Below are 21,904 nucleotides of genomic sequence, written 5' to 3' on the forward strand. Positions count from 1 at the left end.
CGTAAGTAATCCTCTGGGTACTCTGCGAACCCCCGTATACTCCGCGGTTAACGCTCCATGAATCTCAAAGTTTGGTTATCAAATTACCCTCACCGTCGAATGTCAGTTCCTCCGGCTCCCCGGTGATCGTTATGCCTGACGTAGTTTTGGCTTGTTCCAGCAGTGGCTCAGAGATCATAATATCGCCAAGTTGTAACGTGTTTTTTATGCGAACAACTCTAGCCTGTTTAAGATCGCGAGCGTTGCAGGTTTTAATCGTTGCCCGGATTGCGTCATAGTCGCTTTCGAGTACGGTGGGCATATGAGTTGGGCCAACCACGGTAGAGGTTAATCCATTGGCATAGGTCATCGGGAAGTTGACCTTATTGATTAGTTTGCGGGTGGTAAAATCGGCTGTACCCATGCCGTTAGCATTGCCATGTGATTTTTCGGTCAGATCAAGCACAACCATTTTGGCTATTTCCGGACCACCGCTGGCGTATGGGGTGGGATAGCGGCCAGTCACGTTGGGGTCCATGCCGTCGCCGGAAATATCTTTACCGATCTGGTCGATGATCAGGGCGTCAAACTGGGGAAAGAGAATTTTCGGCATGTTTGCTTTAGCCTCAACGAGCAATTCGCGGTCAACAGCAAGAATATTCTCTGCTGGCACGGCGACAATTTTTGCGACTTGGTCGTAGGCGTTTTCAACTGTCCCCACGCCGAATAAAATTGGCATGCGGGAGAGAGAGTGTGCCGCCATGGCCAGTAAATGCTCGCCCATGTACCGGAAGCTATAGGCATGGCAGGATTCGGCTCCTTTTTGCTTGCCCAGTCCGATGGTGACCATTTTGACTAATCCGCTTTCCGAAACGCCGCGAAACGCTGTATGCGGCTTAACTCGGTTGATGACGACAATGCCGTCTGCCCCATGAGCGTGCTTGTCGATATACACAGGCAATCCGTTTTCTAACCGTCCGATTTCGACAACTTCCATCGATGAACGGATCGGACAACCAGCACTTGCCTCAGTAACTCCGAGATTTGCTAAGACATCAAGTTGTCCTTGGGCGGTTGCCCCACCATGACTGCCCATCGCTGGGACGATAAACGGCTGGCCGCCTTGAGCTTTTATCGCGTCGACAGTGACCCGGGTTAAGGTGGGAATTTCTGCGACGCCGCGGCTACCTACCGCGACGGCGATGGACATACCGGGCTTAATCCGGGACAGAACACCAGAGTGATTTAGCTCGTCGCGCAAGGCGGTAGCTACATCGCTGATACGAGTCGCGGCAAAGGTTTGACGCACGCGGACCATCCGGGGAATGGGAATCCCTGTGAGAAGTTCCTTGAGAATATCCATCATCTCACCTCAATTTCCAAATTCTTATACTTTGTAGTATTCGCTTTTTTGCAGGAAATACCTTGTGCCGACGGGAATTTATATAACAGATCTGTCTAACCGACAGAATCAGACATAATTGTATAAGGAGAAGTTATTATGGCGAAATATGCAGTTACCGTCATAACATTTGTACTGCTATTTATCAGTCAGGTAAGTGCGTACGCCGCCGACATTGTTTACATTCCGATCGATAATCGCCCAGTTAGTCTTAGTGATCCATTAGCTGCAATGAAGGCGGTCGGTATGAATACCATCGTTCCGCCTGATGAATTGCTGGCAGGGCGCGGTCGTTACGGTGATCCCGAGCGGCTTTGGGATTGGCTGGAATCTCGTGCGCAGACGGCTGATGCACTGGTTTTGTCGGCGGATTCTCTGTTGTATGGTGGATTGGTGCCATCCCGTATCCATCATCTACCACAGGCAGTGCTAGAAAAGCGAGCAGCCAATTTCCGCAAACTACGTAAGGCGAATCCCAATCTGCAAATTTATGTTTTTTCTACTGTAATGCGTACTCCGAGGCTATCAGCCGGCGGTATGGATCCGGCCTATTTTGAAGAGTATGGTGAACAGATTTTTCGCTATTCTGCTTTGCAAGACAAGAGCGAGCAGCAGTCGCTAACCAAGGATGAACAATCAGAAATGGCAAGCCTATTTACCGCTATACCGGAGCCAGCCATGCTGGACTGGTTAACACGCCGTCAGATCAATTATAACATCAATTCCCAGTTATTGACGTTAACTCGTGAAAAAGTATTCTCCTATTTTGTTCTGGGACTAGATGACAATGACCGTTATTCCCGCACGCGGCAGGAGTTGCGCGGACTATTGCAAGCTGAACCTGAACTGTATGGTGCAACGTTTGCCACCTTTCCTGGAGCGGATCAACTGGGGATGATCCTGCTTACGCGTGCTGTCAATCTTCTTAAAGGTTACCGGCCTTTTGTCGCGGCAATCTATGCGCCAGGGATAGGAAAAGATACTATTCCGTCCTATCAGGGCGAGTCGGTGTTTATTAGTGTGTTAAATCATGTGTCTGCCACTGGTGCGTACTTGATTTTCTCACCGGAACGGGCAGATATGGTGTTGGCGGTTAATACGCCAACAAATGGGGTGACGCTTGAAGCTGCCAGTCCGGTTAATATTCGCGCTAAACGGCCCGAAACTGTTGAGTTTGTTGCCACTATCAACAAACAGCTTCAATCAACCCCAGTCGCTGTTGCCGATATTGCTTTTGGCAACGGCGCTGATAATTCGCTGATGGCAGAAATGGCTGCCCAGGACATTCCTAGGCGGTTAGCGGCGTATTCTGGCTGGAATACAGCCAGTAATAGCATTGGTTTTGCTATTGCGCAAGGCTTGCTGGCAAAAGAGATGCCCCAATCTGACAGACAAAATATGGTCGGACTACGATTGCTGGATGACTGGGCTTATCAAGCAAACGTTAGGCAAGAAGTAAAACGTGACTTCATTGCTGCCAGGGGAATCGATGAGGTCCATTTGGGATCAGGTCGATCTCTGGTCGAAGCAGAGACAACAGTAAAATTAAAGCAGTTTGCTGCCGAAAGGTTCGGCGCGTTTGCCGTGCCTGAGTTTGAGGCGAGGCATCCCTGGGATCGAATGTTCGAAGTCCAAATCGTGCTTCCAGGGCGTTGATATAAGTGAGCCTAGGGCATCTGAACGCTGGAACGAAGCTGGTAGAGTTGTCTTGGTTGAATCCAAAAGAAATCGTAAAAATATACATTGACTCGATTAGTGCGAGAAAAAGGGAATTAGCGAATAAAACGCGAAATACATTGTACTTGAGGTAGACGCAGAGGTGAGGCTAATGCCTAGACATAAAACCAGTCTCGCGAAGAAGATTGGTCTGCCGCCAGGGACGCTTTTGCATACTGGTCTTTCCCGAGAGACCGTTCCCGAGTTAACGGTAATTTCCTATGATGCTGAACAGGTAGCGGAGAGGAAAATCTCACCCGGCGAATTGTCAACCTTTCGGGAACGGACAGGAATCACTTGGCTGCATGTCAAGGGAACTTACCATGTTCCGACGATTGAAGTTATTGGTGAGGCATTTGGCTTGCATCCGCTGGTGCTAGAGGATATTTTGACGCCAGGTCAGAGGCCGAAGTTAGAGGACTATGGTGAATATAGCTTCTTTGTGCTTATGTCACACACCATGGTGGACGGTTGCCTAGTCAGCGAGCAGGTTAGCATTGTGCTAGGGGGCGACTATGTGCTTTCTTTTCAAGATGAGCATTCTGATCTGTTCAAACCAGTGGTTGAGCGTTTGCTTAATGCCAAAGGTAGAATGCGCAAGTTTGGCCCTGATTATCTGGCGTATTCGTTAATTGATATGGTTGTTGATCATTTCTTTGGTGTGCTTGAGCATATGGGTGAATTTATTGAGACGATTGAGCAGGAAGTGGTAGCCAATCCCCAACCGAGCGTTCTGCATAATATTCACGAACTGAAAACCCAGATGCTATTTTTACGCAAGGCAGTCTGGCCATTGCGCGAGCTGATTGGTGCGCTGGAACGCGGTCAATTGCCGCTATTTAGAGAATCCACGTTGCTTTATGTGCGTGATGTATATGATCACACGGCTCAAGTGATTGAGACGCTCGAAATGTATCGCGAGATGGTCTCCGGCCTCTTGGATGTTTATTTGTCCAGTCTGAGCAACAAAATGAATGAAGTCATTAAAATGCTCACAATACTATCCACCTTGTTCATGCCGTTGACTTTTGTCGTTGGTTTATATGGAATGAACTTTAAGTACATGCCAGAGCTTGAATGGGAGTGGGGTTATCCGGTAGTCTTATCCGTACTGGGCGTCATGACTTGCCTGATGCTCTGGTTTTTCCGTCGCCGTCGCTGGATTTAGCCTCCAGCCATCAGATTCTAAAGCCAATTCGAAATAAGGTGATGGAATGGAACAACTTGATGTAAAATTCTTAGATACAATTATTAAAAATGCGGTTGAGGCAGTCGAAGCCTCGAAAACACAGATTTTTGACATTCGCGAAGCGGCAAGAAACGAGATGGAGAATGTTCGCCGTGATGTCGAGAGGGTTAAACAGGAAGCAGCAGACATAATTTTTTATGTTGATGAGCTGGCTAAACGTGAACGGCGGGCCCGCATTCGCCTGGTGGAGGTTCACCGTAATTTTCAGCAGCATACAGAAGAAGACATGAAAAGCGCTTACCAGGATGCGGAGAATTTTCGGGTGGAGATGGAAGTCGCCCGCGAACGCGAAACAAACCTGCGGCGCCAGCGTGACGATTTGGAACTGCGGTTGCGTTCGCTTAAAAACACGGTGGACAAGGCTGAAGCTCTCACAGAACAAGTGGGTCTGGCGCTCGGATTTCTCGGTGAACAAATGGGTGCAGCGCTAAATCATATTGAGAGTTTGCAACAACGCCAGCTATTTGGCGTGAAGATTATCAAAGCCCAGGAAGAAGAACGTCGCCGGGTTGCCCGCGATATCCATGACGGTCCTGCCCAGGCGTTAGCAAATGTTGTGTTTCGTGCCGAAGTTTGTGAGCGTTTAATGGACTCTGATCTGGCGCGATCTAAAGTTGAGCTGAGCGATTTACGCGAACAAGTGCGGGCTGTTCTTAAGGATACCCGAAAGATGATCTTTGGCTTGAGACCGATGACGCTTGACGATCTTGGTTTGGCGCCTACGATTAAACGTCTCTTAGATGTTATGCGGGAGCGAACGGGTGTTGTTGGCGATTTGCGTATTAGTGGTCAGGAACAACGGTTTGATTCTGCCATTGAAATCGGGCTATTCCGGGTCGTGCAAGAAACGCTGACTAATGTGGAAAAACATGCCCAAGCAAGCTTTGTGCGTGTTCGCATTGATTTTCGCCAGCAAGCCATTTCTCTGTTAATTGAAGATGATGGCAAAGGTTTTGATACATCCGTTTCGGCAGGTTCTGATCATTTTGGCCTATCCGGAATGAAGGAGCGTATTGACCTAATCGGCGGTGAAATTAAGATAAGCTCCCAGCTCGGCAAAGGAACAAAGGTATATATTCGTGTGAGCTTACCGGAACGGTCTTGACCCTGCTTGCTGACTGGGTGTTTCTGGTTGTACGCTTCTGTACCCTGTGATACAATAATGAAAGACTTGAATATATACTGCCAGGACATACTAGGTGTATTCTTTGTTGGGGAAAACAGGTGTAGTGTTTTGAATTAAACGCTTGAATCTCAAGAGGAGGATACGCTTGACACAGTTTCAACAAAATGATACTCCACTATTGGCAGCTATGAGGCATTATGTAAAAGATCAGGTAAGGCCGTTTCACACCCCCGGTCATAAGCAAGGCAAAGGCATGCATCCATCTCTAGCCGGAATCTTAGGGCCGGATACATTAGCGCTCGACTTGGCGTTAATGCATGAGCTTGACGATCTGCACGAGCCGCATAGCTGTATAAAAGCGGCTCAGGACTTAGCTGCTGAATTATATGGCGCTGACCACAGCTATTTCGTCGTTAACGGCACTACTGGCGGTATTTACGCCATGATTCTGGCCATAGCCGGACCAGGTGATAAGATCCTCGTCCCTCGCAATGTTCACCGTTCGATCATTGGCGGTATCATTATCGCTGGCGCGATGCCTGTATTCATGCAACCAGAAGTCGATATTGAACTGGGGATTGCTATGGGTGTAACTCCTAGTACGGTGGCAGACACATTACAGTGCCACCCAGACGCTAAAGGTGTAGTTATCATCAATCCCACCTACTATGGCGTGGCTGCAGACTTAAAACAGATTGTGGACATTGTTCATAGCTATAACATACCGGTCGTGGTTGACGAAGCCCATGGGCCGCATCTAAAATTCAGCTCTCGGCTGCCAATCCAGGCACTTGACGCAGGCGCTGATATTTGCGCCCAAAGCACCCATAAAATTTTGGGCGCGATGACTCAATGCTCGATGGTTCACTGTCAAGATGGCTACATCAATGTTCCGCGACTGAAGGCTATGTTGCAATTGGTGCAGTCTACCAGCCCCAATTATATTATGCTGGCTTCACTTGATGTGGCTCGCATGCAGATGGCAACAGAAGGCTCGCAACTCATTGAAACAGCCATAAACTTGGCAGAGTGGACAAGGCGTGAGATTAACACCATTCCTGGCCTTTACTGTTTCGGTAGGGAAAAGTTAACGGCGCCCGGAGTATATGCTCTTGATCCGACCAAGCTGACTGTTACCGTGAAGGGGCTCGGCTTCAAAGGCGCCGAGGCGGAACGTATTTTGCGCTCCAAATACAATATCCAGGCTGAACTGTCAGATATGTTTAATCTGTTATTCTTAATCACTATTGGCGACAGTGAGGAAGATGTCCGACATTTGGTCGATTCGTTACGTGATTTAGCGACAAATCATTTCGGTTCGCGCGATTTCGCGGCAGTGCAGGAAATTGATCTGCGCTATCCGCTAACACCTGAACAGGTGCTTTCACCGCGTGAGGCCCTTTTTGGCAATACTCGCAAAGTCGCATTCCGGGAATCAGTTGGCCAGGTGTGCGCCGAGATTGTCACTTTTTATCCGCCGGGGATTCCATTGCTGTGCCCAGGAGAACGGATATCCCGCGATGTTGCGGATTATTGTCGACGATTGCAGGAAGCTGGGCTACATATATCCGGACCTGAAGATTATACGTTGGAAACAATTAAAGTGGTGGAGTAAATGCAGGGATTATTCATTAGTTTTGAGGGACTGGATGGAGCAGGTAAAACGACCCAGGTTCAGTTATTAACAGACCTGCTTATCTCATCTGGCCATAAAGTAACGGTGACACGCGAGCCTGGCGGTACGCCGCTGGGTGATAAGATTCGCACATTACTCCTCGATCTGGCAAACAGTGAAATGTGCGCCGAGACCGAGGCGCTTCTCTATGCCGCAGCCCGGGCCCAGCATGTCGCCCAGGTTATCGCACCGGCACTGGCTAGGGGGGAGATCGTGATCACCGATCGCTACACCGATTCTACGGTCGTTTACCAAGGGGCGGCCCGAACACTAAATAAGAACCAGCTCGAGGCCTTAAATGAATTTGCGGTTAAGGGCGTCATGCCTGATCTTACGATTCTGCTAGATGCTGAAGTTGCTTTACTGCAATCTCGCTTGGCTGGCAGAGGAGAATGTGATCGGATCGAGCAAGAAGACGTAAAATTCCACGAGGCTGTCCGACAGGGTTTTCTTGCCTTGGCGGCCCGACATTCCCGGATAAAAGTGGTGCCCGCGCTTGGCGAACAGTCTGACGTGCAGGCAGCAATCGCTACTGTCGTTAGACAGTTTCTGAAGGAGAGGCGGATATGAAGATTAATCCTTTTGCTCCTTCTGGCGCCCAGACCTTCAACGAACCGGAAGCCAATTCTCGAACCGGTTCCGGCCAGGGGCAATTTATGGTAGATTTGGCTCAATCACAGGGCAAGCTTTCACGGCGCAGGCTGGATGCTTTCTTGGATGAAATTACAGCCCAAGGCCAGCGACTTAGCCAGACGCCAACTTACTCTGAGCTCAAGGCTTACCGTACCCTGATCTCCAAGTTTATGGGGGAGGCGGTAAGCCAAATGTATACCGTCGATTCTCAGGCAGGCTGGGACCGACATGGCCGCCAAAAAATGTATACCACTATTAAGAAGATTGATCACGAATTAGCCGCGTTGACTGAAGACATTCGTCAAGGCCAAGAACGGCAGATCTCAATTGCTGCAAGGTTGGATGGGATAAAGGGTATGTTGGTCGACCTTTACTCGTAGAGGCTGTTATAAAACGCCCATCTGCGTTACTTCAGCCTCCTGCGGTTACTTGCTTGCGTACCCCGTGTACGCGGTGATGCTAACTAACCAGGTGGCTACAATCGCTGTTACGTCGCATAGGTAACAACGTAGCGTAATCCTCGTCGCGCCTAGCATCTGGACATTTTCTAACAGCCTCTTTTATTTTATGGTGGGTATTTTGAAACCCGTTCTGATAGAGGCCCTCTGAGCGGCTTGAGGAACGGATTTGTACGAGAGACGTACGTTATCACAAGGAGCAAGACAGATGTTTTGGAATGACATTGTTGGCCATCAAGAGGCTATTTCTATGCTGCGGCGGTTGGTTGATTCTGACCGCGTGCCGCACGCCATATTAGTCGTGGGGTCGAAAGGCATAGGTAAAGGATTGATTGCGCATACGCTGGCTGCGGCGATGCTTTGTCAAGCGGATGCTGGCAAGCCGTGCGGCGTATGTGCATCCTGTCGCAAAATAACCGCAAGCTCTCATCCTGATTTAGTTCGCTTTGAGTCGAATGGCGAGAATTTGAAAATTGAACAAATGCGCGACCTGCAGAGTGCGGCGGCGTTGTCACCGGTAATGGGCGGCCGCCGGGCAGTCATTATCGAGGACGCAGAGAGGCTGACACTGCCTGCGGCGAACAGTTTGTTAAAGATACTTGAAGAGCCAAGTCAAAGTCTGTTATTTATTTTAACCGCCGAATCAGTTCACAGTTTACTGAACACCATCGTTTCCCGCTGCCGGATATTTCGCTTAGCACCCGTGGCGGCAGATTCGCTTGAAGTAGCGCTCGTTAAAGCCGGCTACTCAGCTGATGGTGCCGATGTGGCCGCCCGTCTGAGTGGTGGTCGTCTCGGCAGGGCAATGGCTTTACTCGAGCCGGGCGGTCTTATCGCTAGGGATAAGGCGCTTGCTGTTTTGCGTCAGCTGCCGGAAATCCGCACATTAAGTGGCTGGAATGCAGTGATTCGTCTCGAAGGTAGTGAGGCAGACAGCATGCCGGAAGTGATAGAACAACTTATCTTTCTACTGAGGGACATGCTCTTGCTACGTTGCGGCTGTGATAGTCTAGTTTTCAATATTGATTTGTCAGATGAATTGAATGAAATAGTTGGCGGTTGGAGTGAAGCAGGCCTCCGACGTGCGCTCAAAACATTGATGGAAGATTCGCGTGCGCTTACAGGAAACGCCAATAGCCGCCTGCTCTGCGAAACGTTGTTATTGCGACTAAGAGAATACCATGCTGTCTCTTAAATGCAGGCCGTTGATAAAGCCCCATCTGCGTTGGCACCCGCAAGGGGTATGCCGCCAACTCCATTGGACAGGACGTCCAGGTACCGCGAAGGCCATGGACGGCCGAGAGCGGTGAAGGGCGCTAAAGCGCCAAGAGTTGCGCAATGCCACGCCGACCCATTGCTAGCGTACCCTTTAGTACGCGTCGCTGCAGGGTCAACGAGGCTGCCTAGTGATGCTGTACTGCTGTTCGGCATCAAGTTCATAAGCGGTCTCATAGTTAACAACACCTAGGGATTTCTGAACGGCCTGGTGAGCAGACCTAAAAGGAGGCGATTCGGTGCAAACCGTTGTTGGAGTACGATTTAAACAAGCTGGGAAAATATATTATTTTGATCCGGGTGAGGTCCAATTGCAAGTAGAGGATCACGTGATAGTGGAAACCGCCCGCGGTATGGAGTTCGGGACTGTTGTTATCGGGCCACGGCAGGTGTCGGAAGAGCAGATTATTCAACCGCTTAAACCCGTTATCCGGCGTGCAACAGTTCAGGATGAAACCAAGGTGAAAGACAATAGTTTAAAAGAAAAAGAGGCTTTCTCTGTCTGCGAACAGAAAATTATCACTCATAATCTGCCGATGAACTTGGTTGATGTGGAATATACGTTTGACGTCAATAAGATTATCTTCTACTTTACCGCTGAGGGGCGTATCGACTTTCGCGATTTGGTGAAAGACCTTGCCAGTGTATTCCGTACCCGTATTGAACTGCGGCAAATTGGCGTTCGTGATGAAGCCAAAATGATGGGTGGAATTGGTTGTTGCGGGCGTCCGCTGTGTTGCTCGACATTTCTTGGTGACTTTGAGCCGGTGTCAATTCGCATGGCTAAGGAGCAAAATCTTTCGCTTAATCCAACAAAAATTTCCGGTATTTGTGGCCGACTGATGTGCTGTCTCAAATATGAGAGTGATTGCTATAACGGTTCCTGCTGTAAGAAGGTGGCTCAGCCACGCGTTGGCGCCGATGTTGTTACTATCGATGGCGATGGCAAGGTACATACACTGAACCCGTCGAAGAAAACGGCAACTGTTGTTTTTGCAGACGGTCAATCGAAAAGCTATCCGTGGGAAGAGCTGGTAGAAAAAGAGTGAGTCTGCCACCGCTTACTTCGCACGGCGAACGGATTGATGATCTGGTAATTGGCGGCTTGCAGATCATTCAGCTTCCGGAGGAATTTTGCTTTACGCTAGATGCTGTCCTGTTAGCTCATTTTGCCTCTGTGGCCCCCGGCGTCAAGGCTGTTGACCTCGGAACAGGCACAGGGGCTGTCGCTTTGTTGCTGGCCGCACGGGGTGCCCAAGTGATCGGGATTGAACTGAACCCGCGGTCGGCTGGCATGGCTGCACGCAGTGTCAAGTTAAACCAGCTAGAATCAACAGTTTCCATTGTTTGTCATGATTTGAAGCTAATTCGGGAGATACTACCCTCAGGTGAGTTTCCGCTGGTGGTCGCGAACCCTCCCTACCGTGTTCCCGGACACGGCTTGCTTAACCCAAAGGACACAGTAGCTGCCGCCAGGCATGAGTTGACTGCTACTCTCGCCGATGTCATTGCTGCAGCCCGCTATTTGGTCAAATATAGAGGTCGTTTCGCTCTTGTCCATCTACCTGAGCGAATGGCCGAAATTCTTAAGGCAATGACTGACGCAGGTCTTGAACCAAAGCGTCTGCGGCTGGTTTATCCTTATCCGGATAAGAAGCCGAAGTTTTTACTGGTAGAAGGAATAAGAGGCGCGCGGCCCGGGCTTGAGGTCTTGCCGCCGCTTTTTGTCTACTCTGCTCCGGGAGAATATAGTCAGGAGATTAGAGAATACTACCAGGCCGACCTAGATAACGGGAACGACGGGGCACGCTAACCGCAGAGTACGCGGAGTATACAGAGGGTCCGCAGAGGTACTGTCTATTATATAACGCAATCCTCTGTGTCCTCTGCCAACCCTCTGTGCACTCTGTGTAGAACGTTCTCTCCACCACTCTAAATCTGCGTCCAGGAGAATGACATGAATCAAATTCAAGCAGGGACTTTGTATATCTGTGGCACGCCGATCGGCAACCTTGAGGATATGACTTTTCGGGCGGTACGGGTTTTGCGCGAGGCGACAGTAATTGCCGCCGAAGATACTCGCCATACACGTAAGCTGCTTACTCATTTTGATATACATACCCCACTGGTTAGCTACCATGAACATAATAAAGCCAGCATCGGTCCGATGCTGGTCGAGCGGCTGCTTGCCGGAGAAACCATTGCTGTCGTTAGTGATGCAGGCATGCCTGGTATCTCTGACCCAGGCGCCGATTTGGCCGCTCTGTCCATTGCCGCTGGTATCACAGTAGTCCCTATACCAGGCGCTAGTGCCGCGCTTTGTGCGTTGGTCGCCTCTGGACTGGACACGCGCACCTTTTCGTTTATCGGGTTTCCGCCGAAAACGGCCAAGAAACGGCGCGAGTTATTCCTAAAGCTGGTAGAACATGAACATACACTCATCTTCTATGAGTCGCCGCATCACCTGAAGGCGACACTGGCTGAATTGGCCCAGGTCCTTGGCCAGCGACAAGCAGTTGTCGGCAGAGAGCTGACCAAAAAGTTTGAACAGTTCGTGCGTGGTGACTTCGCTAGCTTGCAAGATCATTTTGCAAAAAATGATCCTCGCGGTGAATGTACCATTATCGTGGCCGGGCAGACTGATAACGTAGCAGGCACAGTGAAGGAACAGAACCTGCCTAGTCCGGTTGAGGCGGTAGCCGAACTCATCACAGGCGGCATGAATAAAAAAGATGCCATCCGTAAGGTGGCATCTGAGCGGGGCCTGTCCAAGCGCGATGTATACAACGCCGTGCTGGATATGTAGTTTAGACTGTACGGGAGCTCATTGCGTTTAGGCATTCTTTGCAAACGTTTTTATTTTTGTAGTTGACGACTTCGTCGGCGTTGCCGCAGAAAACGCAAGCTGGCTCGTATTTACGGAGAATGATTTTATCACTGTCCACGTATATCTCGAGAGCGTCTTTTTCTTCGATGTCTAAAGTCCTACGTAGTTCGATCGGGATGACCACCCGGCCAAGCTCGTCCACTTTACGTACAATTCCAGTTGATTTCATTTTATAAATTCTCCCCCCAACTACATAATTCGACAAAAATGTCTTACCTTGATAATACCAGTTATTACAAGACTTGTCAATATACTTCCCGAAATGTTGTATTTTTTTGTAAAATCATTACTTTATTTGACAGAACAAAACTAATTAGTTTTTTAATAATAAGGAGGATCTTCTATGTCGAAAAAGCCATTTTATATCACAACCCCAATTTATTATCCTAGCGACAATTTGCACATTGGTCATGCATATTGCACGACAATTGCTGATGCGATCGCCCGCTACAAACGATTAGCTGGTTATGATGTATTTTTCCTTACCGGTTCGGATGAACACGGGCTGAAGATTCAGCGCAGGGCGCAAGAAGCTGGTGTGACGCCGCAGCAATTTGTTGATAAAATTGTGGACGGTTTTCGTAATCTCTGGCAAAAACTAAGCATCTCTAATGATGATTTTATCCGCACGACAGAGACTCGTCACCATGAAGTAGTTCAAACCATTTTCCAAAAGATTTATGATCAAGGCGATATCTATAAAGCTGCCTATGAAGGCCCATACTGTATTCCTTGTGAGACTTTCTGGCTGGATCGTCAACTGGTTGACGGCAAGTGCCCAGATTGTGGACGAGCGATAGAGTTAGTGCAGGAAGAAAGCTATTTCTTCCGGATGTCAAAATATCAGGAGAAACTGCTAGCCTACATTGAAGCCAATCCAGAGTTTATTCAACCAGTTTCCCGACGTAATGAAATGATTAACTTTATTAAAAACGGTCTTGAAGACCTATGTGTCTCCCGTACGACCTTTGAATGGGGGATTAAAGTACCGTTTGATACCAAGCATGTCGTTTATGTCTGGTTTGACGCTCTCGTCAATTACATTACCGCTGCAGGCTTTTTGCATGACCGCAACAAGTTTGCGACCTACTGGCCGGCTGACATCCATTTGGTTGGTAAGGAAATTGTCCGTTTCCATTCCATCATCTGGCCGGTTATGTTGATGGCACTGGGAATGGAATTGCCTAAAATGGTGTATGGTCATGGTTGGCTGGTCATTGAAGGCGATAAAATGTCGAAGTCAAAAGGCAATGTAATTGAACCGGTCGCCTTGATTGATGAGTTTGGCGCAGATGCGATTCGCTACTTCCTGTTGCGTGAAATCACACTAGGCCTTGATGGAAATTTCTCACGCGATGCGCTTATTCACCGGATTAATTCTGACTTGGCCAATGACCTCGGCAACCTGCTGCACCGGACACTGAATATGATTGGCCGCTTCAATGGCGGCGTCATCCCTGCAGCCAGCGCATCGGAAGCAATTGACGATGAATTGATCAAGCTGGCCCGCAATACAGCTGCCGCTTATGAGGCTTCCATGGAGAAGCTTGAAATTAATGCGGCTATTAAAGAAGTCTGGGCGCTGATTGCCCGCAGCAACAAATACATTGATGAAACCGCTCCCTGGGCTCTAGCCAAGAATCCGGAGAAAAAGGATCGTCTGGATACAGTGCTTTATAATCTCGCAGAAACTCTGCGGATAGTGGCAGTGCTGATCTCACCGTTTATGCCGAACACCTCGCCGAAAATTTGGGCTCAGCTTGGCATAACTGCTGATTTTAGTCAGGCTAAACTATCTGACGCCCAAACCTGGGGCGGACTTGTCGCCGGTATTGTCGTAGCTAAGCCGGAACCCATCTTCCCTCGCATCGAAGATAAAGTGGAAGAAGCGGCTGAGGAAAAGGTGCCAGCCAAAGTGGAAGCGACGGCGCAAACACCTGCCGCTTCGCCCGCTGTTGCCGCGCCTGCTGAGGCGAAACCGGAAGTGACAATTGATGAGTTCGCAAAAATGGATTTGCGGGTAGCTAAGGTTCTTGCCTGTGAAAAGGTCAAGGGCGCAGACAAACTATTGCTGTTAACTGTGGATCTGGGTAGTGAGCAGCGCACCATCGTCTCCGGCATTGCCAAACACTACGAACCGGAAAGCTTGGTCGGCCAAACAGTAGTTATGATCATCAATCTGAAACCAGCTAAAATTCGTGGCATCGAGTCCCGCGGCATGGTGCTAGCAGCCTCGTCGGATGATGGGAAACTAGCATTAGTTACTGCTCCTGATATGGTTGCAGGCAGCAAGGTGAAATAGGACCAATCACAAGCACACGCAGTTGAGGTATACGGACCTAATAACCCTCTGCGGTTGCCCTCAGCGTACTCAGCATACTCTGTGGTTCGGTTCTCTGTTAAAGATTTTGGAGGATATTATGTACTTTGATTCTCACGCACACATTGATGATGAACGATTTGACGCAGACCGCGACGAGACGATAAAGAGAGCCTTAGACGGCGGCTTGGCTGGTTTTTTGAACGCCGGGGCTGATATGAAGTCATCAGCTCGCGGTTTGGCGATTGCAGAGAAATATCCCGGTGTCTTTGCCGCTGTCGGCATTCATCCGCATGACGCCAAAGCGGCAACTGAAGCAGACTACGCGAAACTGGCTCAATGGGCTTTGAATCCGAAGGTATTGGCAATTGGCGAGATTGGTCTTGACTACCATTACAATCTGTCTCCTAAAGAGGTGCAGCAAGAAGTCTTCATCAGACAGCTTGATGTTGCTAGGCAGACGGGTCTCCCTTTTATCATTCACGACCGGGAAGCGCACGGCGATTGTATGACACTCATCAAACGTGAAGCGAAAGGTCTACCTGGTGTTTTCCATTGTTTCTCCGGTAGCTGGGAAATGGCGCAGGAACTGCTAGCACTAGGGTTATACATCTCGTTTGCCGGACCGCTGACTTTCGCCAACTCCGTCAAACTGAAGCAGATTGCTGCAGTTGCGCCGCTTGAGCGAGTTCTGATTGAGACAGATTCCCCTTATCTCACACCGCCACCGCATCGCGGTCGGCGTAATGAACCGCTATATGTCAAAATGGTAGCAGCCGAACTTGCTGCACTGCGCGGCATGGAGCCGGACGAAATTGGCGCTATCACCTACGAAAACGCCAAACGACTATTTCGGCTGGAGTAGAAGGGGAAACTAAGCTGCGCTTTTTACCGCAGAGTACGCAGAGGAAGCGCAGAGGATTACTGAACATTATAATTTAAATAAAACGCAATGATTATCCGAACCCCCTGTGTCCACTCTGCGGTAATGTACTCGTATTTCTCATCTTTCATCTCGCCAAAACTCCATCGCACGCATGGAGCAACAACTGAATAGAATAGAAAAGATCAATCGGCTGTTCCGAAAGAGTAAATCCTGCGGGAGGTTGATGTAATGAGTCTTTTCAGCAAGCTATTCGGTAAAAAGAAGAAAAAACATCACCAAGCGGCAAAACCGGAACCCATTGCCTGTGACGACTTAAATCCCGAAGACTGTGGATGCGTAGGCGATGACGGCGAACATGGCTTATGTGATGACTGCGACGTAATCTGTGAAGATGACGATTAACTGCGCGCCCTTGAAAACCAGTTGGTAATTATACCAACTGGTTTTCATTTTGCAGAATGCGACTGGGCAGTTATTTCTCCGGTAGTATATTTTGCATAGGGAATTGGGAAATATAGATAATAATGGTAAAGTCAGGCGGTCAAATTTGACTTTATTGACTTTCTTATGATATAATTCAGCGCACGCAAGAAAAGGAGGAAACTGTCTATGAAACAGATTCGTCCCATGTTGCAACCTATGCAAACTCTATTGGTGAAACGAAAGTATGCGCTTCTGCTGGCAGGGATAATTTTGGTCGCAATGTTAGTGACCGGATTCGTTCATGCCAGAAAAATTGTACATATCGTAGCAGATGGCAAAGTAAGTACCGTATCAACATTTCACTCTAATCCAGCAGAAGTACTCGATCAAGCAGGCATTCATCTTAATAACAAGGATGAATTTCGACTATCTGCCACAAGTTTGATCGACGGCGTCACCATCGAGGTATTTAGAGCTGTCCCTGTATTTATCACATATCAGGGACAACGCAACATGGTAATTACTGGAAAGCCAACAGTGGGCGAGGTCATCCAAAGCCTAAATCATGCCCCCTCTGAGCTGCGATCTGTGCCAGAGGAAGCAACCCGTATCTCTCCAGGTATGGACATTCGAGCAATCACCGTCAAGGAGACTATCGAGGAAAAAGAAGAGGTCATTGCTTACCCGATTATTCGACAGCCTGATCCAATGCTCGAGTCTGGGCTCGAACAGGTTCAGCAAGAGGGACAAAACGGACTGAAACGTGTTAAATACCGTGTGCGCTATGAAGATGGTCAGCACGTAGCATCCGCAGTCGTATCAGAAGAAATTCTGCAGCCGGCAGTGTCTGCGCTGGTCAGTACTGGTAGCCGCAGCACTGTTGCTACGTCTCGTGGCTCGCTTCGTTTTCGCCATGCCATGCAAATGGAGGCTACAGCCTATCTGCCATCAGACGGCGAGGGTCATGGGATCACTTACAGTGGCATTCCAGCTCGGCACGGCGTGGTTGCTGTTGATCCCCGCGTCATTCCTCTAGGTTCTCGGGTCTTTATCCCAGGCTATGGAGTAGCGATTGCGGCTGACACAGGTGGAGACATCAAAGGCAAACGCATAGATTTGTGCATGGAGGATTCCAACGACGCCTGGAGCTTTGGCCGGAGAATGGTCAAAGTATATATCTTGGCTGACTAGCGGACAGAAGGGGCGAAGCGAAAGCTCGCCTCTTTTCCCTACTGGGAGAAAAAAGAAGGAACAAGGTTACGTTAACCGCAGAGTAATCAGAGGGCGCGTAGAGTACACTGAGGGAATGGATAGTATTTCATTAAAAAACTCATCGTAGCCCTCTGCGGCTATCCTCTGAGCACTCTGCGTATTCTGTGGGTAACGTACTTTGCTCTTCTCAGGTTGTTTTCTTAAATGGAGGCTATTTTATGATTAAAGAAGTTATTGTCGTTGAAGGCAAAAATGATACAGCTGCAGTCAAACGGGCAGTCGAGGCAGACTGTTTGGAAACAGGCGGCTTCGGATTACAGCCATATCGGTTAGACCAAATTGCCAAGGCTGCCAAGGCGCGGGGACTTATTATTTTAACTGATCCAGACAGTGCAGGAGAACGCATTCGTCGCAAACTAACCGAGCGGTTTCCTGAAGCTAAACACGCCTTCATACCCAAGGAGGCGGCAACCGCAGACGGCGACATCGGGATTGAGCAAGCAAAGCCTGATGCGATCCGCGCTGCCTTAACCAAGGCACGCTGTCAGGAGTGGACGCCAGAGTTGCGATTTACCTGGGATGATTTGATGGAAGCCGGTTTGACCGGAACCCCTGCAGCCTCGTCTAGACGCGCTATTTTGGGTGAGAAACTTGGTATCGGCTATGCAAATGCCAAGACGTTCTTTCACCGCCTGAATACTTACGGAGTTAGTCGAGAAGAATTTGGAAATGCAGTTTTGGAAATGGAGACGAAAAATGCATCCGAAAATCGCTAAGAAAGAAGTCACTCTGCACGTAATTCGCCGTTTTGGTTTATCGCTGAGCAAACGGCTTGGCCAGAATTTCTTAATCAGTGAACAGGTTGTTGATCAGATTGTTGCAAGTGCTTGCCTGTCTCCGGAGGATACTGTTCTTGAAATCGGCCCCGGTATTGGCACATTGACGCAGGGACTCGCTGAGACTGGTGCTAGTGTCGTAGCGGTGGAACTTGACGCAAGACTTGTCGAAGTTCTGGCAACGACTTTAGAGGGGTATGACAATATTCGGGTCGTACATGGCGATATTCTCAAGACCGACATTTCCCGGGAAATTAAGGCGGAAAAATACAAAGTTGTGGCTAATTTGCCGTATTATATTACCACACCAATTATTATGACTCTTTTAGAGAGACGGCTACCTATCGAGGTATTAGTGACAATGGTGCAGAAAGAAGTCGCACAGCGGATGACAGCGTCACCTGGCGGCAAAGACTATGGGGCATTGTCGGTAGCAGTACAATATTATACCGAGCCAGAGCTGCTATTTGATGTGCCGCCGACAGCGTTTATACCAGCGCCTGCTGTCGACTCGTCGGTTATTCGCTGTACTGTTCGCACTAAGCCGCCGGTCGATGTAGCAGACGAAAGACGCTTTTTCCGTGTGGTTAAGGGCGCTTTTTCACAGAGACGGAAGACGTTGTCAAATGCACTAAAGACTACAGGTCTAAGCAGCGAACAGATCGCAGCCATTCTGACGAAAGCACAAATTAATCCCATACGGCGAGGCGAGACGCTTTCCTTAGAAGAGTTTGCCACGATCGCCAATGCCTGGAGCAGTAGCGAAAGCTAAAAACAGTCAAAGGGGCTGGAATCCTTAAAAGGAATCCAGCCCTTTTCTTTGTACCGTCAAGATTGATAAGTTTTATGAAGTGAAAACTCAGATAAAGCACGGGGCGATAGTGATGATTGGCCGTGAAAACGCAAAAGGCGCTGCGCGCCTGCGCGAAGAGAACGAACAAAAAGCAGATCATATGCACACATCGTTTGCGTGGCATAATTTAAACTACGATCTAAAGGATCCCATAGCCCTCTGCGCACCCTCAGCGTACTCTGCGCAATCTGCAGTTAATGTACCCTCCTCCAAAGATCGCAACCACTGTTCCTTATCTACAGAAACGAATCCAACAGATCAAACCGCCGTTCACTATTGTAGCCTAAATAGGTATTGCTTTGCCATTGCCGGATGCGTGGTTCATCGCGATAGGCGGCGATAGCCTCCAGACAATCACCAACGATGGTATCGATAATTTTGTTAGTGTGAATCTGGTTTTTAATTGACGATCCCAGCCTGTAATGGGGAATAATTGTTGCTACGTCGACTTTTAGTTTGGACTTTCTGGCCAGTGCCATGGCTACCGGCGGGATTGCCAGCTCGCGTAACGGGAGAGCTTCGAGCAGTTTCCTTGATATTGCGTGCGGTCCATGTGCCGGAGTGGAGAGACTAATTTTTTTGTCAAGGCCTAGTTCCTTATTCAAATTAAGACGCCATTGGAATGTCGGATTATACCGCTCGATGTGGCGAGGCGGTACCGGATAACAATTAGTTAACGCCATATCAAGGCGTTTGAGCATAATCCCATCGGCCAGTTCCATCAAATTTTCATTGAATGTCCCTACCATGTCGCCGTCAACGAATAAAACGACATCGCTGCCGAGATTGAGCGCCATCTTGGCACCAATCGCCCTGGGCACATCAATGCCCAGACATTCGTGAAACGAAATAATCTGCAGTTTGGGCAGTCGCATTTGCAATATTTCGCGCATGGTGGAATCTTTAGAGCCGTTAGCTACGACAATGATGTGGTCGACAGGAAGCGTGCCAAGATTCTGTAGCACGGTAGTAATGCGTCCTGCCTCGTTCTTCGCTGGAACAACCACGGTTATCAAATGCGCATCACCTCGTAGCATGAATGCTGGTGAGTCCTGTGAACTTGTAGTACAGTATATGGGTGGGCCGTGCTACTTGCTACTCGGCGGTGACCGATTCCATCTCCCTTTCATAGTATGTATTGACTGAAGGGAGGGTAATTTTGTGATGTTTGAAATTGGCGAGATCGTTACACGTAAATCGCATGGTGATGACATTGTGTTCAAAGTGACCGGAATTTCAACAAACAATAGCGGTGAGAAGCAATACGAGCTGAAGGGACTTCACATGCGGCTACTAGCGGATGCGCCTGAATCGGACTTAATTAAGGTGACGGCGGAGTTTCTCAAAGATGAAATCGTCCGGTTGGAGGGAACGTTCAATGATAGTATGAGGCGCGTTCTACAACGGCGTGGCTATCAGCGCGAGCAGTCCGAAATGGCCAGAGGCGAACCGGCAAAAAAGTTTCAGTTTTTTGACTGGCCTGGGAAGGTGCTTCACATTGATGGTGATGAAGACTATATGAAGATGTGCCTGAAGACTTATGGGCAACTGCATATTGAAGCAATTGGTGAGTGGATCGAAGAATCCAGGCAGCCGGAACGAGTGGCTGAGCTTGTGCGTAAATACCAACCAGATATCCTCATCTTAACTGGTCACGACTCTTTGGTCAGTCTAGGGAAAAAAGAAAAAGACAAAGAACGCGACTTTCGCGACATGAACAACTATCGCAACTCTCAGTATTTTGTCGACAGCGTCCATAATGCTCGCTCAGTGCGGCCGTCAGTGGATGATCTCGTCATCTTTGCCGGCGCCTGCCAATCATACTTTGAAGCCATCTTGGCCGCAGGGGCCAACTTTGCCAGCTCACCTACTCGCATCTTCATTCACGCCTATGACCCAGTTTTCATTGCCGAAAAGGTCGCTTTTACCCCGATCAACCGGGTGGTCGACATTTCAGATGCCATTACTGCATCAGTCACTGGGGCAGATGGCGTCGGCGGTCTGGAGACACACGGCAAGTTTCGCCTGGGCATGCCGAAAAGTCCCTATTAAAGGGAAGAACATAGCATACGCCGGATGCAACGAGAGGTACTTTCGCAGCGTCCGGCGTATTTCAATAAATTACAAACTATCTGCCGACAGGAAAGTTTACATAACTATAGAATATAGATACTAGAATCGAAGCATCTTGATTGAAAGGAGGAGTATTTTGCGATATAAGATGTTTGCAAAAATGGCAGTTTGCAGTTTTATCGCAGTCTCTCTGACCGTAAGCTCGTTTGGCGGAGCCTATGCTGGTTCTGTAGAATATCCTTTAAACTGGACGGCGATTACAGGGACAAGCCCAGCGCCAGCCCAGACCTCTCTGAGTCGGCTGAAGCCAACTCCTGTTGTGGTAAGAAAGTCTATTCCTAAGCCGTCTCAGCCGCCCACCAATCAGATTAAATCTTCTGAGCAGCGAGCCTTTGATTTGCTAAATGCCGACCGTCGAGCCAATGGCTTGCCAAGTCTGAAGCTTAATGGTTCGCTAGTTGTTCTGGCCGAGAACTATGGCAAAGACATGATTAAACGGAACTATTTCTCGCATTACAACCCGGAAGGTCAATCACCATTCGACAGGATGAGAAAATACGGCATCAACTACCGCTATGCTGGCGAAAATTTGGCGATCAACAGGACTGTCGACGCTGCCGAAAAAGCCCTCATGAACAGCCCCGGCCACCGCGCCAACATCTTGAATCCGAACTACACTGAAGTCGGTGTCGGTGTCAGCTATGACACTCGCGGCTCAGTGTATGTTGTGCAAGAATTTATTGGACGCTAAAACATGAAAAGACCTCCGCTCAAAAAGTTGAGCTGGAGGTCTTTCTCGATGTTTCGATGGATCGAGGTCAGTACACACTCCGTCGCTTCGCGCCATCCCTCTCAAGAGGGGAATCTGGTTTTCCCTCTACGCTCTAAGTCGCTGAGCGTT

General features: G+C 48.9%; 22 protein-coding genes. 18 read left to right on the plus strand and 4 right to left on the minus strand.

The genetic code is table 11. The features are described from left to right. Positions 1 to 64: 64 nt before the first annotated feature. The gene (locus tag AXX12_RS09460) at positions 65 to 1,342 is read right to left on the minus strand and encodes a nickel pincer cofactor-dependent isomerase, group 22 (RefSeq protein ID WP_066241466.1); all 1,278 of its coding nucleotides are present in this window, start codon (positions 1,340 to 1,342) and stop codon (positions 65 to 67) included. A 138-nt stretch (positions 1,343 to 1,480) separates the two neighbouring features. Here AXX12_RS09460 and AXX12_RS09465 point away from each other — a divergent pair, with 138 nt between their 5' ends. The 7 genes from AXX12_RS09465 (at position 1,481) to holB (ending at position 9,433) form a co-directional block, all read left to right on the plus strand. Then, positions 1,481 to 3,037 carry a DUF4127 family protein gene (locus AXX12_RS09465; protein WP_066241469.1) on the plus strand — a complete coding sequence of 519 codons (1,557 nt, stop codon included), beginning with the start codon at positions 1,481 to 1,483 and terminating at the stop codon, positions 3,035 to 3,037. 172 nt (positions 3,038 to 3,209) lie between these two features. Beyond that, a complete protein-coding gene (gene corA / locus AXX12_RS09470) occupies positions 3,210 to 4,265 on the plus strand; it encodes a magnesium/cobalt transporter CorA (RefSeq protein WP_066241471.1) in 1,056 nt (351 codons plus the stop codon). Positions 4,266 to 4,311: 46 nt separating this feature from the next. After that, the gene (locus tag AXX12_RS09475) at positions 4,312 to 5,451 is read left to right on the plus strand and encodes a sensor histidine kinase (RefSeq protein ID WP_066241474.1); all 1,140 of its coding nucleotides are present in this window, start codon (positions 4,312 to 4,314) and stop codon (positions 5,449 to 5,451) included. A 166-nt stretch (positions 5,452 to 5,617) separates the two neighbouring features. Beyond that, positions 5,618 to 7,087: an aminotransferase class I/II-fold pyridoxal phosphate-dependent enzyme gene (locus AXX12_RS09480; protein WP_074431349.1), complete on the plus strand. Its 1,470-nt coding sequence runs from the start codon at positions 5,618 to 5,620 to the stop codon at positions 7,085 to 7,087. After that, positions 7,088 to 7,717: a dTMP kinase gene (gene tmk, locus AXX12_RS09485; protein ID WP_066241476.1), complete on the plus strand. Its 630-nt coding sequence runs from the start codon at positions 7,088 to 7,090 to the stop codon at positions 7,715 to 7,717. Further along, on the plus strand, positions 7,714 to 8,160 hold the full coding sequence (locus tag AXX12_RS09490; protein ID WP_066241480.1) for a YaaR family protein: 447 nt from the start codon (positions 7,714 to 7,716) through the stop codon (positions 8,158 to 8,160). The genes tmk and AXX12_RS09490 overlap by 4 nt, the downstream gene beginning before the upstream one ends. 286 nt (positions 8,161 to 8,446) lie before the next feature. Further along, the gene (holB, locus tag AXX12_RS09495; RefSeq protein WP_066241482.1) at positions 8,447 to 9,433 is read left to right on the plus strand and encodes a DNA polymerase III subunit delta'; all 987 of its coding nucleotides are present in this window, start codon (positions 8,447 to 8,449) and stop codon (positions 9,431 to 9,433) included. Here holB and AXX12_RS09500 read toward each other — a convergent pair. Beyond that, positions 9,430 to 9,690, minus strand: coding sequence for a hypothetical protein (locus AXX12_RS09500; RefSeq protein WP_066241485.1), 261 nt, complete (start codon positions 9,688 to 9,690; stop codon positions 9,430 to 9,432). The genes holB and AXX12_RS09500 overlap by 4 nt on opposite strands. Positions 9,691 to 9,752: 62 nt before the next feature. On the opposite strand from AXX12_RS09500, the gene AXX12_RS09505 reads away from it, so the two are divergent. The 3 genes from AXX12_RS09505 to rsmI all read left to right on the plus strand — a co-directional run bounded on the left by AXX12_RS09505 (position 9,753) and on the right by rsmI (position 12,319). After that, on the plus strand, positions 9,753 to 10,562 hold the full coding sequence (locus AXX12_RS09505; protein ID WP_066241488.1) for a PSP1 domain-containing protein: 810 nt from the start codon (positions 9,753 to 9,755) through the stop codon (positions 10,560 to 10,562). After that, positions 10,559 to 11,326 (plus strand): tRNA1(Val) (adenine(37)-N6)-methyltransferase, encoded by a 768-nt coding sequence (locus tag AXX12_RS09510; RefSeq protein ID WP_066241491.1) that lies wholly within the window; start codon positions 10,559 to 10,561, stop codon positions 11,324 to 11,326. The genes AXX12_RS09505 and AXX12_RS09510 overlap by 4 nt, the downstream gene beginning before the upstream one ends. Positions 11,327 to 11,470: 144 nt before the next feature. After that, positions 11,471 to 12,319 (plus strand): 16S rRNA (cytidine(1402)-2'-O)-methyltransferase, encoded by an 849-nt coding sequence (rsmI, locus tag AXX12_RS09515; RefSeq protein ID WP_066241493.1) that lies wholly within the window; start codon positions 11,471 to 11,473, stop codon positions 12,317 to 12,319. Between the two features lies 1 nt (position 12,320). On the opposite strand, the gene AXX12_RS09520 is transcribed toward rsmI, so the two are convergent. Next, the gene (locus AXX12_RS09520) at positions 12,321 to 12,569 is read right to left on the minus strand and encodes an AbrB/MazE/SpoVT family DNA-binding domain-containing protein (protein ID WP_066241495.1); all 249 of its coding nucleotides are present in this window, start codon (positions 12,567 to 12,569) and stop codon (positions 12,321 to 12,323) included. A 174-nt stretch (positions 12,570 to 12,743) separates the two neighbouring features. Here AXX12_RS09520 and metG point away from each other — a divergent pair, with 174 nt between their 5' ends. The 6 genes from metG to rsmA all read left to right on the plus strand — a co-directional run bounded on the left by metG (position 12,744) and on the right by rsmA (position 18,849). Further along, positions 12,744 to 14,702 (plus strand): methionine--tRNA ligase, encoded by a 1,959-nt coding sequence (gene metG / locus AXX12_RS09525; protein WP_066241496.1) that lies wholly within the window; start codon positions 12,744 to 12,746, stop codon positions 14,700 to 14,702. 118 nt (positions 14,703 to 14,820) lie between these two features. Continuing rightward, a complete protein-coding gene (locus AXX12_RS09530) occupies positions 14,821 to 15,585 on the plus strand; it encodes a TatD family hydrolase (protein ID WP_066241498.1) in 765 nt (254 codons plus the stop codon). Between the two features lie 249 nt (positions 15,586 to 15,834). Next, positions 15,835 to 16,008 carry a hypothetical protein gene (locus tag AXX12_RS19325; RefSeq protein WP_156478623.1) on the plus strand — a complete coding sequence of 58 codons (174 nt, stop codon included), beginning with the start codon at positions 15,835 to 15,837 and terminating at the stop codon, positions 16,006 to 16,008. Positions 16,009 to 16,215: 207 nt separating this feature from the next. Then, positions 16,216 to 17,220 carry a G5 domain-containing protein gene (locus AXX12_RS09535; RefSeq protein ID WP_082816791.1) on the plus strand — a complete coding sequence of 335 codons (1,005 nt, stop codon included), beginning with the start codon at positions 16,216 to 16,218 and terminating at the stop codon, positions 17,218 to 17,220. A 239-nt stretch (positions 17,221 to 17,459) separates the two neighbouring features. Continuing rightward, a complete protein-coding gene (gene rnmV / locus AXX12_RS09540; RefSeq protein ID WP_066241501.1) occupies positions 17,460 to 18,017 on the plus strand; it encodes a ribonuclease M5 in 558 nt (185 codons plus the stop codon). Continuing rightward, positions 17,998 to 18,849 (plus strand): 16S rRNA (adenine(1518)-N(6)/adenine(1519)-N(6))-dimethyltransferase RsmA, encoded by an 852-nt coding sequence (gene rsmA / locus AXX12_RS09545; protein WP_066241504.1) that lies wholly within the window; start codon positions 17,998 to 18,000, stop codon positions 18,847 to 18,849. The genes rnmV and rsmA overlap by 20 nt, the downstream gene beginning before the upstream one ends. A 317-nt stretch (positions 18,850 to 19,166) precedes the next feature. Here rsmA and AXX12_RS09550 read toward each other — a convergent pair whose 3' ends face one another. Then, positions 19,167 to 19,937, minus strand: coding sequence for a glycosyltransferase family 2 protein (locus AXX12_RS09550; protein ID WP_231881879.1), 771 nt, complete (start codon positions 19,935 to 19,937; stop codon positions 19,167 to 19,169). A gap of 157 nt (positions 19,938 to 20,094) precedes the next feature. On the opposite strand from AXX12_RS09550, the gene yabG reads away from it, so the two are divergent. Together yabG and AXX12_RS09560 are read left to right on the plus strand one after the other, a co-directional pair. After that, positions 20,095 to 20,982, plus strand: coding sequence for a sporulation peptidase YabG (gene yabG / locus AXX12_RS09555; protein ID WP_082816834.1), 888 nt, complete (start codon positions 20,095 to 20,097; stop codon positions 20,980 to 20,982). Between the two features lie 157 nt (positions 20,983 to 21,139). Continuing rightward, entirely contained in the window at positions 21,140 to 21,754 is a 615-nt protein-coding gene (locus tag AXX12_RS09560; protein ID WP_066241515.1) for a CAP domain-containing protein, read from the plus strand. Positions 21,755 to 21,904 lie beyond the last annotated feature (150 nt).

The sequence above is a fragment of the Anaerosporomusa subterranea genome (assembly GCF_001611555.1).
GTDB lineage: Bacteria > Bacillota > Negativicutes > Sporomusales > Acetonemataceae > Anaerosporomusa > Anaerosporomusa subterranea.

Excerpts from the sequence above, each read along its gene's own strand:
- AXX12_RS09460 (WP_066241466.1), bottom strand. The coding sequence starts at position 1,342 with ATGGATATTCTCAAGGAACTTCTCACAGGGATTCCCATTCCCCGGATG.
- AXX12_RS09465 (WP_066241469.1), top strand. The coding sequence starts at position 1,481 with ATGGCGAAATATGCAGTTACCGTCATAACATTTGTACTGCTATTTATC.
- corA (WP_066241471.1), top strand. The coding sequence starts at position 3,210 with ATGCCTAGACATAAAACCAGTCTCGCGAAGAAGATTGGTCTGCCGCCA.
- AXX12_RS09475 (WP_066241474.1), top strand. The coding sequence starts at position 4,312 with ATGGAACAACTTGATGTAAAATTCTTAGATACAATTATTAAAAATGCG.
- tmk (WP_066241476.1), top strand. The coding sequence starts at position 7,088 with ATGCAGGGATTATTCATTAGTTTTGAGGGACTGGATGGAGCAGGTAAA.
- AXX12_RS09490 (WP_066241480.1), top strand. The coding sequence starts at position 7,714 with ATGAAGATTAATCCTTTTGCTCCTTCTGGCGCCCAGACCTTCAACGAA.
- holB (WP_066241482.1), top strand. The coding sequence starts at position 8,447 with ATGTTTTGGAATGACATTGTTGGCCATCAAGAGGCTATTTCTATGCTG.
- AXX12_RS09500 (WP_066241485.1), bottom strand. The coding sequence starts at position 9,690 with ATGAGACCGCTTATGAACTTGATGCCGAACAGCAGTACAGCATCACTA.
- rsmI (WP_066241493.1), top strand. The coding sequence starts at position 11,471 with ATGAATCAAATTCAAGCAGGGACTTTGTATATCTGTGGCACGCCGATC.
- AXX12_RS09520 (WP_066241495.1), bottom strand. The coding sequence starts at position 12,569 with ATGAAATCAACTGGAATTGTACGTAAAGTGGACGAGCTTGGCCGGGTG.
- metG (WP_066241496.1), top strand. The coding sequence starts at position 12,744 with ATGTCGAAAAAGCCATTTTATATCACAACCCCAATTTATTATCCTAGC.
- AXX12_RS09530 (WP_066241498.1), top strand. The coding sequence starts at position 14,821 with ATGTACTTTGATTCTCACGCACACATTGATGATGAACGATTTGACGCA.
- AXX12_RS19325 (WP_156478623.1), top strand. The coding sequence starts at position 15,835 with ATGAGTCTTTTCAGCAAGCTATTCGGTAAAAAGAAGAAAAAACATCAC.
- AXX12_RS09535 (WP_082816791.1), top strand. The coding sequence starts at position 16,216 with ATGAAACAGATTCGTCCCATGTTGCAACCTATGCAAACTCTATTGGTG.
- rnmV (WP_066241501.1), top strand. The coding sequence starts at position 17,460 with ATGATTAAAGAAGTTATTGTCGTTGAAGGCAAAAATGATACAGCTGCA.
- rsmA (WP_066241504.1), top strand. The coding sequence starts at position 17,998 with ATGCATCCGAAAATCGCTAAGAAAGAAGTCACTCTGCACGTAATTCGC.
- yabG (WP_082816834.1), top strand. The coding sequence starts at position 20,095 with ATGTTTGAAATTGGCGAGATCGTTACACGTAAATCGCATGGTGATGAC.